The organism is Streptomyces sp. NPDC006463 (assembly GCF_042870715.1).
In the GTDB taxonomy this organism is placed as follows: domain Bacteria; phylum Actinomycetota; class Actinomycetes; order Streptomycetales; family Streptomycetaceae; genus Streptomyces.
The window spans coordinates 211,508-228,235 of the sequence record NZ_JBIAHP010000009.1; the positions used below are offsets into that span (position 1 = coordinate 211,508).

The 16,728-nt window shown below is 71.8% G+C and carries 11 protein-coding genes and 1 pseudogene; 10 read left to right on the forward strand and 2 right to left on the reverse strand.

The genetic code is table 11. The features are described 5' to 3' along the window. The 8 genes and pseudogenes from ACFYOB_RS18455 to galE all read left to right on the forward strand — a co-directional run. Positions 1-584: pseudogene (locus ACFYOB_RS18455) on the forward strand (hypothetical protein); the annotation flags it as partial. Positions 585-711: 127 nt separating this feature from the next. Beyond that, positions 712-1,491, forward strand: a complete 780-nt coding sequence (locus ACFYOB_RS18460) for a TIGR03936 family radical SAM-associated protein (RefSeq protein WP_388560895.1) — start codon at positions 712-714, stop codon at positions 1,489-1,491. 234 nt (positions 1,492-1,725) lie between these two features. Next, the gene (locus ACFYOB_RS18465; protein ID WP_388560896.1) at positions 1,726-5,700 is read left to right on the forward strand and encodes a ribonuclease E/G; all 3,975 of its coding nucleotides are present in this window, start codon (positions 1,726-1,728) and stop codon (positions 5,698-5,700) included. A 300-nt stretch (positions 5,701-6,000) separates the two neighbouring features. Further along, the gene (gene rplU / locus ACFYOB_RS18470; RefSeq protein ID WP_030715748.1) at positions 6,001-6,321 is read left to right on the forward strand and encodes a 50S ribosomal protein L21; all 321 of its coding nucleotides are present in this window, start codon (positions 6,001-6,003) and stop codon (positions 6,319-6,321) included. Between the two features lie 13 nt (positions 6,322-6,334). Next, complete coding sequence (gene rpmA / locus ACFYOB_RS18475; RefSeq protein WP_048480572.1) at positions 6,335-6,589, forward strand: 50S ribosomal protein L27; 255 nt, start codon at positions 6,335-6,337, stop codon at positions 6,587-6,589. Between the two features lie 167 nt (positions 6,590-6,756). Beyond that, the gene (obgE, locus tag ACFYOB_RS18480) at positions 6,757-8,202 is read left to right on the forward strand and encodes a GTPase ObgE (protein WP_388560897.1); all 1,446 of its coding nucleotides are present in this window, start codon (positions 6,757-6,759) and stop codon (positions 8,200-8,202) included. Positions 8,203-8,272: 70 nt separating this feature from the next. Next, positions 8,273-9,889, forward strand: coding sequence for a glycosyltransferase family 2 protein (locus ACFYOB_RS18485; protein ID WP_388560898.1), 1,617 nt, complete (start codon positions 8,273-8,275; stop codon positions 9,887-9,889). A 46-nt stretch (positions 9,890-9,935) separates the two neighbouring features. After that, positions 9,936-10,949, forward strand: a complete 1,014-nt coding sequence (gene galE, locus ACFYOB_RS18490; protein WP_388560899.1) for a UDP-glucose 4-epimerase GalE — start codon at positions 9,936-9,938, stop codon at positions 10,947-10,949. A gap of 76 nt (positions 10,950-11,025) precedes the next feature. Here galE and ACFYOB_RS18495 read toward each other — a convergent pair whose 3' ends face one another. Further along, positions 11,026-12,198, reverse strand: coding sequence for a glycosyltransferase (locus ACFYOB_RS18495; RefSeq protein ID WP_388560900.1), 1,173 nt, complete (start codon positions 12,196-12,198; stop codon positions 11,026-11,028). Beyond that, positions 12,195-15,065: a CDP-glycerol glycerophosphotransferase family protein gene (locus ACFYOB_RS18500; RefSeq protein ID WP_388560901.1), complete on the reverse strand. Its 2,871-nt coding sequence runs from the start codon at positions 15,063-15,065 to the stop codon at positions 12,195-12,197. Before ACFYOB_RS18500 ends, ACFYOB_RS18495 begins: the two co-directional genes overlap by 4 nt. A 176-nt stretch (positions 15,066-15,241) precedes the next feature. On the opposite strand from ACFYOB_RS18500, the gene ACFYOB_RS18505 reads away from it, so the two are divergent. Together ACFYOB_RS18505 and ACFYOB_RS18510 are read left to right on the forward strand one after the other, a co-directional pair. Beyond that, entirely contained in the window at positions 15,242-16,237 is a 996-nt protein-coding gene (locus ACFYOB_RS18505; RefSeq protein WP_388560902.1) for a glycosyltransferase family 2 protein, read from the forward strand. After that, entirely contained in the window at positions 16,234-16,659 is a 426-nt protein-coding gene (locus ACFYOB_RS18510) for a GtrA family protein (RefSeq protein WP_388560903.1), read from the forward strand. The genes ACFYOB_RS18505 and ACFYOB_RS18510 overlap by 4 nt, the downstream gene beginning before the upstream one ends. Positions 16,660-16,728 lie beyond the last annotated feature (69 nt).

Here is a 16,728-nt window from a genome sequence, read left to right on the forward strand (position 1 = left end):
GCGTCGCCTGGCTGGCCCACGGGCTGTACCGGTACGTCCTGGTCCCGGCCGGCCACGGCCTGGTCCTGCTGGCCCGCGGCACGGGGGCCGCGCTGGGCTGGCTGGCGAAGGCCCTGTTCGTGTGGCCGTGGGTGGCGCTGTGGCGGTACGTGATCGCCCCGGTCGCCGCCGGCACGTACCGCTTCGTCCTGACTCCGCTGGGGCGCGGCGTCGCCCTGGCCGCGCGGGGCCTGTACCGGTACGTGCTCACGCCGCTGGGACATTTCGCCGCCGCAGTCTGGCACCTCGCCGGCCGCGTCAGCCGGGCCGTCGGCCGCGGACTCCTGTGGCTGTGGCGGGGCTTGGTCGCCCGGCCCGCCGCCTGGGTCCGCCGGCAGGTGCTCACTCCCGCCGGACACCTCGTCCGAGAGGTGTGGCGCAGCTCGCGGCTCGCGGTACGGGAGGCGCGGGCCTCCGTACGGCAGGCGCTCTTCGGTGTTCCTCCCCGGGAACCGGCGAGGTCACGGGCGCGTACTCTGGGTAGTACGACAGCCGCAGGCAACACGCCCGCTCCCGAGATCTCCCTGCACGAACCGCAGGGGTGAGCCGGAGGCGGGGCGTGGCCGGCAGGTCCCACAGACGCTCAGGGCGACGCGCGAGCCGCGGAGCCCCGCACAAGGAGAAGAACCACTGGGCAAGCGACAGCCCGAAGGCCCGCCTCCCGCACCGGTGGTGCAGCGCATCCGACTGCGCTACACCAAGCGCGGCCGCCTCCGGTTCACCAGCCACCGCGACTTCCAGCGCGCCTTCGAGCGGGCCCTGCGTCGCGCCGAGGTGCCGATGGCGTACTCGGCCGGCTTCACCCCGCACCCCCGCGTCTCGTACGCGAACGCCGCCCCTACCGGGACCGGCAGCGAGGCCGAATACCTGGAGATCGCCCTCGCCGAGCCCCGCGACCCCGAGAAGCTCCGCGAGCTGCTCGACGAGTCGATGCCGGCCGGGCTCGACATCATCGACGCCGTGGAGGCCCGCACCTCGGGCCTCGCGGACCGGCTCACCGCCTCCGTATGGGAGCTGCGCCTTGACGGCGTGGAGCCCGCCGAGGCCGAGCGGGCCGTGGCGGCCTTCCTCGCCGCCGAGACCGTGGAGGTGCAGCGCCGAACCAAGAATGGGATGCGGACCTTCGACACGCGCGGCGCCGTCGTCACCTTGGAGGCCCTTCCCGCGCAGGCTGATAGGCCCCTGGACAATGCCTGTGCGATACTGCGGCTGGTTGTTCGGCATTTGACACCTGCCGTGCGACCCGACGACGTCCTGTCCGGTCTCCGAGCTGTGGCCGACCTGGCGCCGCCGGTCCCCTCAGCGGTGACCAGGCTGGCGCAGGGGCTCTTCGACGAGGAGTCCGGCACGGTGACCGACCCGCTCGCGCCCGACCGCGAGGCTGATACGGCCGCTCCACCCAAGGCCGCCGTAGCCGCCGACGCGAAGGCGCCGGAAGGTCCCGCCGCGTAAGGAACGTCGTCGTCGCGCAGCCCTGGCACTCGGGAGCCACCTGGGTCGGGCCGCGCACTGACCTGAAGACTTCCGCCAGGCCGTACGGACAACACGTACGGAACCGGCGGCCATGAACTGAGCTCCCGTGTGGCGAACGCGCCCCGGAGGCCGGTTCCGCGCTCATTACGCGGAGCCGTGCCGGACCGGAAGTCAGCCGCGGCGCCCGGGAGCGTGACGGGAGAACCGCCCGCAATGCTCAACAACGAAAACGACACCACCACCGCCGGTAACGCCGACAACGGCAGCCCGAGCGACAACCTGCCTCCGCGCAGGCGCCGCCGCGCCGCTTCCCGGCCCGCCGGGCCGCCCGGCGCCACCGCCGCAGAGACGACCCCGGTGACGGAGGCCGCCGCCGCCCCCGTGGAGGAGCCCGCTCCGGCCGCCGCCCCCGCCCGTACCCGCCGCCGCGCGACCCGCGCCGTGGCCGCTCCCGAGACCCCTGCCGCCGAGGCCGCCGCCCCGGCCGAGGCCGTGGCCGAGGAGACCCCCGCCGCTCCGGCTCCGCGTGCCCGCCGCCGTGCCACCCGCGCCGTCGCCGCCCCGGCCGCCGAGGCTCCGGTGGCCGAGGCCGCGCCCGTGGTCGAGGAGGAGGCTCCGGCCGCTCCGGCTCCGCGTGCCCGTCGCCGTGCGACCCGCGCCGTCGCCGCCCCGGAGGCTGCCCCGGTCGCCGAGGCCGCCCCGGCCGAGCCCGTGGCCGAGGAGGCCGAGGAGACCCCGGCCGCTCCGGCTCCGCGTGCCCGTCGCCGTGCCACCCGCGCCGTCGCCGCCCCGGTCGCCGAGGCCGCCCCGGCTCCGGCCGCCGAGGCTCCGGTGGCCGAGGCCGCGCCCGTGGTCGAGGAGGAGGCTCCGGCCGCTCCGGCCCCGCGTGCCCGTCGCCGTGCGACCCGCGCCGTCGCCGCCCCGGCCGCCGCCGCCCCCGTCGAGGACGAGGCCCCCGCCGTGACCGAGGAGGCCCCCAAGGCCGCCGCCCGCGCCTTCACCGTGGCCGACGCCCTGGACTCCCCGAAGCGCGGCGGCCGCCGCCGCGCCACCCGTTCCACCGCACCGGCCGCCCCCGCGCAGCCCGCCGCCCAGCCCGCCGAGAGCGCCGAGCCCGCCGCCCCGGCCCGTGCCCGCCGCGCCGCGCGCCCCGCCGTGGCCGTCTTCCAGGCCCCGGTCTTCGCCGAGCCGATGTTCCAGACCCCCGAGACCGCGGCCATGGCCGCCGCGGCCGCCCGCGCCGCCGCCCCGGCCGAGGAGGTCGAGGAGGAGGAGACGGAGGCCCCGGCCGAGGTCGTCCAGACCTCCGCCCCGCAGCCCGCCGGCCGTCGCCGCCGTCGTGGGCGCGGCGCCGCCGAGGCCGCCCCGGCCGCCGAGTCCGCGCCGGTCTCCCTCCCCGAGGTACTCGCCGAGGAGGAGCCCGAGGCAGAGCTCGAAGAGGAGTCCGCCGAGTTCGAGGAGGGCGACGAGTCGGGCGAGCGTCCCTCGCGCCGTCGCCGTCGCGGTGGCCGTCGTCGCCGTCGTGGCGAGTCCGCCGACCTCGACGAGGCCGCCGAGGAAGAGGCCGAGGCCGAAGCCGAGGCCGCCGAGCAGGAGGCGGAGGGCGAAGAAGAGGCCGCCGAGTTCGACGAGGGCGAAGAGGCCCTCGGCTCCAGCTCCAGCCGTCGTCGCCGCCGTCGCCGTCGCCGCAGTGGCGAAACTGCCGAGGCCGTGGAAGCGGGCGAGGAGGACGGCGTACGCACCGTCGTCAAGGTCCGCGAGCCGCGCCCGGCCCGCGAGAAGGCCGAGCCGTCCGACGAGGTCCAGTCCATCAAGGGCTCGACCCGCCTGGAGGCGAAGAAGCAGCGCCGCCGCGAAGGCCGCGAGCAGGGCCGCCGCCGCGTCCCGATCATCACCGAGGCCGAGTTCCTGGCCCGCCGTGAGGCCGTCGAGCGCGTGATGGTCGTCCGCCAAGCCGGCGAGCGCACCCAGATCGGCGTCCTCGAGGACAACGTGCTCGTCGAGCACTACGTCAACAAGGAAGAGGCCACCTCGTACGTCGGCAACGTCTACCTGGGCAAGGTCCAGAACGTGCTGCCGTCCATGGAGGCCGCCTTCATCGACATCGGCAAGGGCCGCAACGCGGTCCTGTACGCCGGTGAGGTCAACTTCGAGGCGCTCGGCATGGCCAACGGGCCGCGCCGCATCGAGTCCGCCCTCAAGTCCGGCCAGTCGGTCCTGGTGCAGGTCACCAAGGACCCGATCGGCCACAAGGGCGCCCGCCTGACCAGCCAGGTCTCGCTGCCCGGCCGCTACCTGGTCTACGTGCCCGAGGGCTCGATGACCGGCATCAGCCGCAAGCTGCCCGACACCGAGCGCGCGCGTCTGAAGACCATCCTCAAGAAGATCGTCCCCGAGGACGCGGGCGTCATCGTGCGCACCGCCGCCGAGGGTGCGAGCGAGGACGAGCTGCGCCGCGACGTCGAGCGTCTGCAGGCCCAGTGGGAGGACATCCAGAAGAAGTCGAAGCAGATCTCGACCTCTTCGCCGAGCCTGCTGTACGGCGAGCCGGACATGACCGTCCGCGTCGTGCGCGACATCTTCAACGAGGACTTCTCGAAGGTCATCGTCAGCGGTGACGGCGCCTGGGAGACCATCCACGGCTACGTGAACCACGTGGCCCCGGACCTGACCGACCGGCTGTCCCGCTGGACCTCCGAGGTCGACGTCTTCGCGACGTACCGGATCGACGAGCAGCTCGCCAAGGCGCTCGACCGCAAGGTCTGGCTGCCCTCGGGCGGCTCGCTCGTGATCGACAAGACCGAAGCGATGATCGTCATCGACGTCAACACCGGCAAGTTCACCGGTCAGGGCGGCAACCTCGAAGAGACCGTCACCAGGAACAACCTGGAGGCGGCCGAGGAGATCGTGCGCCAGCTGCGGCTGCGCGACCTGGGCGGCATCGTCGTCGTCGACTTCATCGACATGGTCCTGGAGTCCAACCGCGACCTGGTCCTGCGGCGCATGCTGGAGTGCCTGGGCCGTGACCGCACCAAGCACCAGGTGGCCGAGGTCACCTCGCTGGGCCTGGTCCAGATGACCCGCAAGCGGGTGGGCCAGGGTCTGCTGGAGTCCTTCTCCGAGACCTGCGTCCACTGCAACGGCCGCGGTGTCATCGTGCACATGGAGCAGCCGACCGCGATCGGCGGCGGCGGCAACGGCAAGCGTTCCAAGCGCCGCGGCGGCAAGGCGGAGTTCGACCAGCACGACCACGAGGTCGAGACGGTCGAGGTGGAGTTCGAGTCCGAGGCCGAGGTGGCCGCCGAGGCCGCCGCGCCGCAGGCGCTGCCCGAGCCCGAGTTCGTCGCGGACGAGGAGCTGTACAGCAGCCCCGCCGAGGCGGAGGCCGCGGCGGGCCTGAGCGGCCGCCGCAACCGTCGCCGTGCCACCCGCAAGGCGACCGCTCCGGCGGGCGCCCCGCGCGGTGCGACCGCTCCGGCGCAGGCACCGGCCCCCGTGGCCGAGATCGTCGCCGAGCCGGTCGCCGAGCCGGCCGACACGGTCCTGGAGCCGGCCGCCGAGGTCGTCGCCGAGGCCGTGGAGGCCGCGGAGACGGTCGAGGCGGCGCCGGTCGAGGCCGCGCCCGTCGAGGAGGCCCCCAAGGGCCGTACCCGTCGCCGTGCGACCCGTAAGGCCACCGCCCCGGCGGGTGCCCCGGCCCCCGCGGCCGAGGTGGCCCCGGAGCCGGTCGTCGTGGCGGAGCCCGAGCCGGTCGTCGCCGAGCCCGAGCCCGAGCCGGTCGTCGCCGTGGCCGAGGAGGCCCCGGTGGCGGAGGCCGCTCCGGCCCGTCCGCGCCGCCGTGCCACCCGTAAGGCCACCGCACCCGCCGGTTCCCCGGCAGGCGCGGCGGAGGCCGCCGTGGTGGTCGTGGAGGCCCCGGTGAGCGAGCCGGAGCCGGAGCCGCAGGCCCCGGCCGAGGCCGAGGCCGAGGAGGCCGCTCCGGCCAAGAAGGCCGCCAGGAAGGCTCCGGCCAAGAAGGCGACCGCGGCGAAGAAGGCCACCACCGCCAAGAAGGCGACGGCGGCCAAGAAGACCGTGGCCAAGAAGGCGGCCACGACCAAGAAGACCGCGACGAAGCGGGCGACGAAGAAGACCGCGGCGGCCGAGCAGCAGACGCTGCCCTCCGTCTCGGCTCCGACCGAAGCCTGACGCGTCCGAGGAAGAGCAGCATGACCGTGGGCCCTGCCGCGAGGCGGGGCCCACGGCCGTGCGGGGCCCGGTTTGACCCCTTGGAACCGGCCCCGTAACCTAGACCGTCGGCGTGTCTTGAACGATTAGCGTTCAGCGCGCGCCGCGCTCCTGAGCACCTTCCTCCCGCTTCGTACGCGCAAGCGTCGACATGGGAGAGGCCGCTCGTCCATTCCGGATCAGAGTGGGCCCGTCGAAAGTCGGAGTCCGCCTGAGCGGCTGGCTTCAGGAGCATCCGCCCCGAGTGAGAGAGAGATCCGCGTGTACGCCATCGTGCGCAGCGGTGGTCGCCAGCACAAGGTTGCTGTCGGCGACATCGTTGAGGTTGACAAGATTTCCACTGCCAAGGTTGGCGACACGGTCGAGCTCTCGACCCTGCTCGTTGTCGACGGCGACGCCGTGACCAGCGACCCGTGGGTCCTGGCCGGCATCAAGGTCACGGCTGAGATCGTGGACCACCACAAGGGCGCCAAGATCGACATCCTGCGCTACAAGAACAAGACCGGCTACCGCCGTCGCCAGGGTCACCGCCAGCAGTACACGGCGATCAAGGTCACCGGTATCCCCGCGGCTGCGAAGTAAGAGGGACTGAGACATGGCACACAAGAAGGGCGCATCGTCCACCCGGAACGGGCGCGACTCCAATGCCCAGCGGCTCGGCGTGAAGCGCTTCGGCGGTCAGGTCGTCTCCGCTGGTGAGATCCTCGTCCGCCAGCGCGGCACCCACTTCCACCCGGGTTCGGGTGTCGGTCGCGGTGGCGACGACACGCTGTTCGCGCTGCAGGCCGGTGCCGTCGAGTTCGGCACGCACCGTGGCCGCAAGGTCGTCAACATCGTTCCGGCCGCCTGATCCAGCTTCTGCTGATCAAGCGTTCGTAACTTCCCGAGGGCGGATCTCAGCTCTTTCCGGCGCAAGCCGGGAAGAGAGGTCCGCCCTCGGCGTGTTGGTACGTACAGACGTTTATTGGGCGGCAAGGCCTGCCCGGGACATTCCCGCATGTAACTGGAGGAACAACCATGACCACCTTCGTGGACCGCGTCGAGCTGCATGTCGCCGCGGGTAACGGAGGCCACGGCTGCGCCTCCGTTCACCGGGAGAAGTTCAAGCCGCTCGGCGGCCCCGACGGCGGCAACGGCGGCCGTGGCGGCGACGTCATCCTGGTGGTGGAGCAGGCGATCACCACCCTGCTGGACTACCACCACAGCCCCCACCGCAAGGCCACCAACGGCAAGCCCGGCGAGGGCGGCAACCGCTCCGGCAAGGACGGCCAGGACCTGGTCCTGCCCGTGCCGGACGGCACCGTCGTCCTCGACAAGGAGGGCAACGTCCTCGCCGACCTCGTCGGCCAGGGCACCACCTACGTCGCCGCCGAGGGCGGCCGCGGCGGCCTCGGCAACGCCGCGCTCTCCTCCGCCCGCCGCAAGGCCCCCGGCTTCGCGCTCCTCGGCGTCCCCGGCACCACCGGCGACATCGTCCTGGAGCTCAAGACCGTCGCCGACGTGGCGCTTGTCGGCTTCCCGAGCGCCGGCAAGTCCTCCCTGATCTCGGTGCTCTCCTCCGCCAAGCCGAAGATCGCGGACTACCCCTTCACCACCCTCGTCCCGAACCTGGGCGTGGTCACGGCCGGCTCGACCGTCTACACGATCGCCGACGTCCCGGGCCTGATCCCCGGTGCCAGCCAGGGCCGTGGCCTGGGTCTGGAGTTCCTGCGCCACGTCGAGCGCTGCTCGGTCCTCGTGCACGTCCTGGACACCGCCACGCTGGAGTCCGACCGCGACCCGATCGCCGACCTCGACGTCATCGAGGAGGAGCTCAAGCTCTACGGCGGCGGCCTGGAGAAGCGCCCGCGCCTCGTCGTCCTGAACAAGGTCGACATCCCGGACGGCCAGGAGCTCGCCGACATGGTCCGCCCCGACCTCGAGGCGCGCGGCTACAAGGTCTTCGAGGTCTCCGCGGTCGCCCGTACGGGCCTGAAGGAGCTCTCCTACTTCCTCGCCGAGGTCATCGCCAAGGCCCGCGCCCGCAAGCCGAAGGAGGAGGCGACCCGCATCGTCATCCGCCCGAAGGCCGTGGACGACGCCGGCTTCACCGTCACCTACGACGAGGCCGAGGACGTCTACAACGTGCGCGGCGAGAAGCCCGAGCGCTGGGTCCGCCAGACCGACTTCAACAACGACGAGGCCGTGGGCTACCTCGCCGACCGCCTCAACCGCCTCGGCGTCGAGGACGCGCTGAGGAAGGCCGGCGCCCGTGCCGGCGACGGCGTGGCCATCGGCTCCGACGAGAACGCGGTCGTCTTCGACTGGGAGCCGACCATGATGGCCGGCGCCGAGATGCTGGGCCGCCGCGGCGAGGACCACCGCATGGAGGCTCCGCGCCCGGCCACGCAGCGCCGCAAGGAGAAGGAAGCCAAGCGCGGCGACTCGGCGCAGCAGGAGTACGACGAGTTCCGGCCGTTCTAGTCCCGTTCCCCCGCAGGGCACCCGGGCGGCATTGAAGGCGTCTTTACGCGGGTCGCCTAGGATCCTTCGGGTGAACAGCACCAACCTCCCCACCGTTTCCGTCGTGGTGATCGCGTACAACGACGCCGGGCTCGTGGGCGAGGCCGTCTCCTCGGCACTCGCCCAGGGCCCGGTGGTCGCCGAGGTCATCGCCGTGAACGACGCCTCGTCCGACGGCACCGCGCGGGTGCTGGACGAGCTGGCCGCCGTACACCCCCGCCTCAAGGTCGTGCACCGCACGGAGAACAGCGGAGGGTGCGGCACCCCGCGCAACGACGGGATCGCCGTGGCGACCTCCCCGTACGTCCTCTTCCTCGACAGCGACGACGTCCTGCCGACGGGCGCGGCCGAGGCCCTGGTGCGCGCCGCGGAGGAGCACCGCGCCCAGGTCACCGTCGGCGCCGCCGTGCGGCGCGAGCTGCCCCAGCGCCACGACGTGCCGTGGATGCCGGGGCTCTACACCCCCGGCGACGTCATCGAGCGGCCGGCGGACCGCCCGGAGCTGGTCCGCGACACCCTCTGCGTCAACAAGCTGTACGACCGCGCCTTCCTGGAGAAGCACGGCCTGCGCTTCCCCGACGGCCGGTTCGTCTACGAGGACTTCGCTTTCACCGCCCGGGTCCTGGCCGCCGCCCCGCGGATCGCCGTCATCGGCGACCTCGTCTACGTCTGGCACGTGCGCCGCAGCGCAGCCCAGGTGTCGATCTCCCTGGACCGCAAGGACGTCTCGAACTGGCGCTCCCGCATCGAGGCCCACCGCACGGCCTCCAGGACCCTGGCCGCCGCCTCCCCGGTGCTGGGCAGCGCCTGCCAGGTGAAGTTCCTGGAGTACGACCTGCGCATGTACCTGCGCGAGCTCGGCAGGGACCCCGAGTACCAGGCCGCCTGGTGGACGCTGACCCGCGAGTACCTCGACACCTTCGCCGAGGCCGACATCGCGTCCGCCGCGGCCCACGCCCGCTGGATCGTCGCGTTGCTGCGCGCCACCGCGACCCCGCCCGCCGACGTCGAGCGGCTCACCCGGCTGGCCGCGGAGCCGCCGCGGCTGCTGCCCCCGTACGCGGCCGCCGCTGACGGGACGCCGGTGTGGAGCGAGGCGCTCCCGGTCGAGCTCGACGGCCTGGCCACGCTGCCGACGGCCGGGCTGCCCGTCACCGTCGACGCCGAGCCGGCCGGCCGGGGTACCGTCCGGATCCATGTGCACGACCTGTACGGGCGCCTCGCCGAGGCCGGTCCGCGCACCGCGCAGCTGCGCTTCCTGCCACGGGCCGGGGGCGAGCCGGTCCTCGCCCAGCCGGTGGAGCTGCGCCCCGACCGCAACGGCGGCTGGGTCGCGCTGCTGCCCTTCCGCCTCGCCGACCTGGCCGCCACCGGCCGCCGGCAGGGGCTGCGCCGGATGCAGGCGTGGAACGTCGGGGTGGGCGTGCAGTGCGCCGACGGCACCTCCGTCTTCACCTCCCTGCGCCCCCGGGGCCGACTGCTCCGCCGCCGGGCGCTGCCCAGCAGCCGGTACGGTGTGCTGCTGGCGCAGCCGTACCGCACGGGGGCCGGCGCCCTCGCGCTGCGCCTGGCGCCCGGCGCCGAGGGCGCGCTGTACCTCGTACGCAACCGTCTCCACCGGGCCCGGGCAGGCCGCGGGACGGACTGAAGGCCCTCTTTTCACACCGAAGTCGGACAGGACCAGGGAGATACACATGACGTTTCTGATCACCGGTGGCGCCGGATACATCGGCGCGCACGTCGTCCGGGCGATGCTGCTCGCGGGTGAGAAGGTGGTCGTCCTCGACGACCTCTCCACGGGCAACGAGGATCGCGTCCCCGAGGGCGTACCGCTGGTGGTCGGCTCGGTCCTGGACCGGCTGATCCTGGAGAAGACCTTCCGCGAGCACAAGATCACCGGCGTGGTGCACCTCGCGGGCAAGAAGCAGGTCGGCGAGTCCGTCGAGAAGCCGCTGTACTACTACCACGAGAACGTGCAGGGCCTGACGGTCCTGCTCCAGGCCGTGGCCGAGGCGGGCATCCGCAACGTCCTCTTCTCCTCCTCCGCCTCCGTCTACGGCATGCCCGACGTGGACCTGGTCACCGAGGACACCCGGTGCGCGCCGCTGAGCCCGTACGGCGAGACCAAGCTGGCCGGCGAGTGGCTGATCCGCGCCGCCGGCAAGGCGCACGGCATCGCCACCGCCTGCCTGCGCTACTTCAACGTGGCGGGCGCCGCGACCCCCGAGCTCGCCGACACCGGCGTCTTCAACCTGGTCCCGATGGTCTTCGAGCGCTACGACGCGGGCCAGGGCGCCAAGATCTTCGGCAACGACTACCCGACCCCGGACGGCACCTGCATCCGCGACTACATCCACGTCGAGGACCTCGCGGAGGCCCACGTGGCGGCGGCCCGCAAGCTCGCCGAGTGGGCGGCGGCCGGGGAGTACAAGGACCTCACCGTCAACATCGGGCGCGGCGAGGGCGTCTCGGTCGCCGAGATGGTCGAGCTCCTGAACACCCACACCGGGCACGACATCCCGCCCGTGATCGTCCCGCGCCGCGCGGGCGACCCGGCGAAGGTCGTGGCCTCGGCCGACAAGATCACCGCCGAGCTGGGCTGGAAGGCCCGGCACGACGTCCGCGAGATGGTCACCTCCGCGTGGGCCGGCTGGGAAGCCAACAAGGCCGCTCACAAGGCCGGGCACAAGGACGTTCACAAGCCCTGATCGTGGGCGGCCCACGACGAAGCCGCCCGCCCCGGAGGTGTCCGGGGCGGGCGGCTTCGTCGTGACCGTGGGGTGTTCAGCGCTCCAGGAAGGAGAACAGGGCTTCCCACCGGTCGGTGATCTCGGCGCTGGAGTACCGCTTGACCGACTGGAAGGCGGCGTCGCCGAGCCGGTCGCGCAGCTCGCGGTCCGACATCAGCGCGTCCAGGTGCCCGGCCAGCTCCATCGTGTTGCCCAGCCGGGCCAGCAGCCCGTCCTCGCCGTGCTCGACGATCTCCCGTACGCCCGGCGCACAGTCGAAGGCGGCCACCGGCACGCCCGCCGCCATCGCCTCCAGCAGCGTGATCGGGAAGCCCTCGGCCCGCGAGGCCTGCGCGAAGACCGAGGCCCCGCGCAGCGCGCCCAGCACGTCGTCGGTGCTGCCCATCCACTCCACGGAGTCGTCCAGCCCCAGCGAGGTGCAGTGCGCCCGCAGTGTCGGTTCCTCCAGCCCCGCCCCGTAGATCCGCAGTACCCAATCGGGGTGGTGCGGGGCGGCGTCGGCCCACGCGTCGAGCAGCAGGTCCACGCCCTTCTCGAAGGCGAGGCGGCCGACGCTCGCGACCACCTTCTCCGTGCGCGGGGCGGGGGAGTCCGGCATGAAGGGCAGCGGGTTCGGCATGCTCCCGACGTTCTCCATGCCCGCCCGGATCCACAGGTCCGCGTCCTCGGCCGTCAGCACCAGCAGCCGGTCGACCTCGCGGTAGTGGCGGCGGACCCGCTCACCGCGGGTGGACTTCTGGCTGGCCTGGAAGGACTCGTGGCTCATGCCGATGACGCTGAACCCCTTGGTGTCGGCGAGCGCCACCCACTCCATCGCCCAGACCTGGGTGACGATCACGACGCCGCCCGGGCGCGCGGTGCGCAGCAGCTCGCTCAGCTGCTCCGCCTTGGCCCGCATGCCCGCCCGCCGGGCCGCCTGGCGGCGCCGCTCGGGCGCGTTCAGCCGGCCCTTGATCCCGTGCAGCCGGCGCGCGGCCGGCGGGTGGGCGTCGTACAGCGTGGTCATCTCGTACGGCAGGTCCTGCGGGAGCTTCTGCCGGATCTCCTCGGCGACCGGGGCGATGCCGACGATGTGCACCCTGTGCCCGCGCTCGGTGAACAGCCGGGCCATCTGGTGCGACCAGGTGGTCACGCCGCCGAGCTCGTCGACGTTGTTGGAGACGAGGAAGATGTCACGGCCGCCCGGGGTGGCGGTCTGCTGGCTCACTTGCCGCTCCTGGTGAAGAACTTCTCGACGATCTGGCGGGCCGCGTCCCCGCGGTCGTACTCGCCGAATTCGGTGAGGAAGCGCTGTCGCGCCTCCGCGTACTTGGCGTCCGCCTCCTCGAAGGCGGCGAGGGCCTGCAGGAGTTCGTCCGCCGTCGCCACCACCGGGCCCGGGGCCTTCTCCTTCAGGTCGAAGTACGTACCGCGGATGTCGTTGGCGTACTTCTCGTAGTCGTACGCGAAGAACACCATCGGCCGGTCCAGGACCGCGTAGTCGAACATCACGGACGAGTAGTCGGTGATCAGTCCGTCGGCGAGGGCCAGCAGCGGGGTGATGTCGTGGTGCCGGGACACGTCGATGACCCGGCCCGCCACCGACGGCGGCAGCGAGACGCTGTTGAGGTAGTGGGTCCGCACCAGCAGCGTGAAGCGGTCGCCGAGCCGGTCGGCGAACTCCTCCACGTCGAACGGGAAGCTGAACCCCTCGATCGCGCCGTCGGCGCCGGCCCGGAAGGTCGGCGCGTACAGCAGCACCTTCTTGTCCGGGTCGATGCCGAGCTCGGCCGCCAGGGGGCCGCGTACCCGCTCACCGCTGTCCGCCTCGGCGCGCTGCGCCTCGACGAGGGCGTCGTTGCGCGGGTAGCCGGTGCGCAGCAGCACCTCGTCGCGCAGCCGGAAGCCCTTGGCCAGGGTGCGGGTGTCGTGCTCGGACCGGATCAGGAAGTGGTCGAAGCGGTCGACGGCCGCCTGGAAGCGCTTCTGGCCCACGCGGCCCTGCGCCTTGGTGCGGGGCTCGTGGAAGCCCATCCGCTTGAGCGCGGAGCCGTGCCAGGTCTGGATGTACGTGGTTCCAGGGCGCTTGGCGAGGGCCAGCGGGAAGCCCTGGTTGTCGACCCAGTACTCGGCCTGGGCCAGGGCGCGCAGGTACGGCCAGCTCCAGCGCCGCACCAGGGTGGCCTCCTTGGGGAAGCCGGTGGGCTTGGCACCCGCGTACGACCAGATCGCCTCGAACGGGGCGCCCTGGCGGACCAGCTCCTCGTAGATCGCCTTCGGGCTGTCGCTGTACTGCTTGCCCATGTGGCTCTCGAAGACGACCGTGCCCTTCTTGATCGGCAGCTTCGAGAAGACCTCGTGGTACAGCTTCACCTTCTGCTCGCCGGAGCCCATGCTCCGGCGGACCCGCAGGGCCTTTCGCAGGCCCCGCTTGACCACGCCCGCCGTCTTGCCCTGTATGGCGTTGTTGATCAGGCTCTGGGTGCGGACGGCGGCGGCGCTCTCGGCGGTCAGGACGTAGGAGAGGTTGCCCTTCTTGGTGACCTCCGGCTCGAAGCGGTCGGAGACCAGCCGGGTCAGCCGGGGCCGCACGCGCAGGCGGGCCGCCGACTCCAGGTCGACACCGCCGACCGAGACCCGGGTGGTGACCCGGTCGCTCCCGGCGGTCAGCTTCAGCCGGACGTCCCAGACGGCGTCGATGATTCCGAGGGGGCGGACGGTGCTGCCGACGTCGGCGGTACCGGTCCACTCGATCGTGTCACCGGCGTGGCGCACGGTTGTCACCGGGAAGCTGAACGAACGCACGCCGATCTGCCGGCGGGCCCGGAATTCGAGCGAGGCCTTCAGTTCCGCGTCGGCCGTGATGCGGCCCAGCGGGTTCACGACGGCGCCGGACAGTGTGACGGTGCCGCGCCCGTCGTCCTCGTACGAGGTCAGGCGGTTGCCCAGCTGGAGGGAGGCGAGCGGGGCGGTGTGGAAGCCCTGCTCGGTGACGTCCAGTATCCGGCGGGCCTCGGCGTCATCGAGGTGCTGCCCGCACCAGTAGACGCGCCCGTCGCGCTCCGCGAGGGAGGAGGAGAGCCGGCCCTTGTTGGTCATGGCGTCGGCGGCCGGGAGCAGGTTGTCCCAGTCCTCCTTGCCGAGCAGGTAGGCGCAGATGGCCTGGAGGTAGGTGACGTTCTCGTACGCCGCCGGGTCGATGCCCGCGAGGTAGCCGTTGGCGAGGCGGGCGAACTCCTGGCGGTACGCGTCGCTCAGCAGCGGCAGGTCGCGCAGGTGCAGGACCAGGTCGTGCTTGAGGAACTTGGCGTCCTTCGCGGACTTGATCTCCGTGTAACCCTTGGCCGCGAGCAGCTGGTCGACGCGGCGGTGGATCTCCATCCGGTGGACGAAGTTCGCGATCTCGTGGCGCCGGTTGCTGATCGACTTCGCCGCGGCCTTCTCGACCACGTTCCAGAAGTAGACGCGGTTCGGGATCAGCGTGATACGGCGGGCGGCCACGTACGCCTGGGCGGAGAACAGCAGGTCCTCGTAGTGGATGCCGACCGGGAACTCCAGGCCCTGCTCCAGGAGGAACGCGCGCCTGTAGCACTTGTTCGTGGAGAGGGTGTCGTAGACCAGCAGGTCGGGGAAGTCGGTGATCGACTCCAGCGTGCGGGTGCGGGAGTAGATCCAGGGGTACCACTCGGTGGTCTTGCCCCACCGGTTGTCGAGGTGCACGCGTACGCACATGCCCGATACCAGGTCGGAGCCGGTCCGCTCGGCGGCGTCCAGCATGTTCCGGCAGGCGTTGCGCTCCAGTACGTCGTCGCTGTCAAGGAACATGACGTACTTGCCGGTGGCCTGCTGGATGCCGTGGTTGCGGGGCGCGCCGCAGCCGCCGCTGTTCTCCGGCAGCCGGAAGGCGCGGACCCTCCCCGGGTGCGCGGACTCCAGTTCCTGGGCGACCGCGTACGAGCGGTCCTTGCTGCAGTCGTCGACGATCACGACTTCGACCCCGTGCAGGGTCTGGTCCAAAACCGACTGGACTGCTGTCGACAGACGCTCTGCGTCGTTGTAGACGATGACGACCACGGAGACGTCGGGCACGTGCACCTCGATCCCTTCGTTTCGTTGCGTTTCGTTCAGCTCATTCCGCTTATCTCGTCCACGCTACCGCGTGCCGCCCTCGACTCCGGCAGGCCCACTCTCGCCGTGCATACTTCTAAGGAAGAGGTGAGTGGCGGGTCCGGCGCCGACAATCACCCGTTCGGACCCAGCAGGAAGTGTTCATGACGAAGCTGTCCGTAGTTGTCCCTTGCTACAACGAAGAGGCCGTCATCGACAGCTTCGACGTCGAGATCCGCAGGGTCCTGGACGCCCTGCCCGTCGAGTACGAGGTCTGCTACGTCGATGACGGCAGCCGCGACGGCACGCTGGACAAGCTGCGCAAGATCGCCGCCGAGCACGGGCAGGAGACCCGGTACGTCTCCTTCAGCCGCAACTTCGGCAAGGAGGCCGGCATGCTCGCCGGCCTGCGCGAGGCCACCGGCGACGCCGTCGTGATCATGGACGCGGACCTGCAGCACCCGCCGGAACTCATCGCGACCATGCTCGACCTCTACCGGCAGGGTCACGACCAGATCATCGCCCGCCGCACGCGCGAGGGCGACAAGAAGCTCCGCTCAGCGCTCAGCCGTCTGTACTACCGCGGCGTGAACCGCTGGGTCGACGTCGAGCTCGCCGACGGGGTCGGCGACTTCCGCATGCTCTCGCGCCCGGCCGTGGACGCCCTGCTCTCGCTGCCGGAGTACAACCGCTTCTCCAAGGGCCTGTTCTCCTGGATCGGCTTCGACACGGTCCACTTCGACTACCGGAACGCGCAGCGCGAGGCCGGCGAGACGAAGTGGAAGTTCGGCTCCCTGCTCAACTACGGCATGGACGGCCTGATCTCCTTCAACAACAGGCCGCTGCGGATCGGGATCTGGCTCGGCGTGTCGCTGGTCGCGCTGACCGGCCTGTACGCCCTGTGGATCACGATCATGGCGATGACCCACGGTGTCGATTCGCCCGGCTACGTCACCCTGGTCGCGATGATCGCCGGTATCGGCGGCGTGCAGATGATCATGCTGGGCCTGATCGGCGAGTACATCGGCCGCATCTACTACGAGACCAAGCGCCGCCCGCACTTCCTGGTGAAGGAAGCACACGGCGCCGACCCGCTCCCGCGCACCGCCCGGGCGCCGCGAGCGGCGGAGCCCACGATCTCGGAGCGCAGCACGCGATGAGCCGCAAGGACCAGCTCGGCCAGGTCGTCCGCTTCGCCCTCGTGGGCGGGGTCAACACCGCCACCTTCTTCGGCATCTACCTGCTCCTGCACCCGTGGATGCCGTACTTCGCCGCCTACTCCCTCGCCTTCGTGCTGGCGATGGTCGGCTCGTTCTTCATGAACACCTACTTCACCTACCGGACCCGGCCCACGTGGAAGAAGTTCCTCCTCTTCCCGCTGACCAACGTCACGAACTACGTCATCCAGTCGGCGGGTCTCTACGCCCTGGTGACCTGGGCCGGGATGGACACCCGGATCGCCCCGCTGGTCGCGGCGGTCGTGGCCATCCCGTTCACCTTCCTGCTCTCCCGCAAGATCCTCGTCCCGGGCGCCGCCCGGGCCGCTGAGCCGGAACAGACCAGGACCTCGTCCACGGTCTGAAACCCCCGAGCGGCCGCTGTCCGCCACCCCGTAGATTGAGGTGGCAGGCATTTCGGCAAGGGGCAAGGG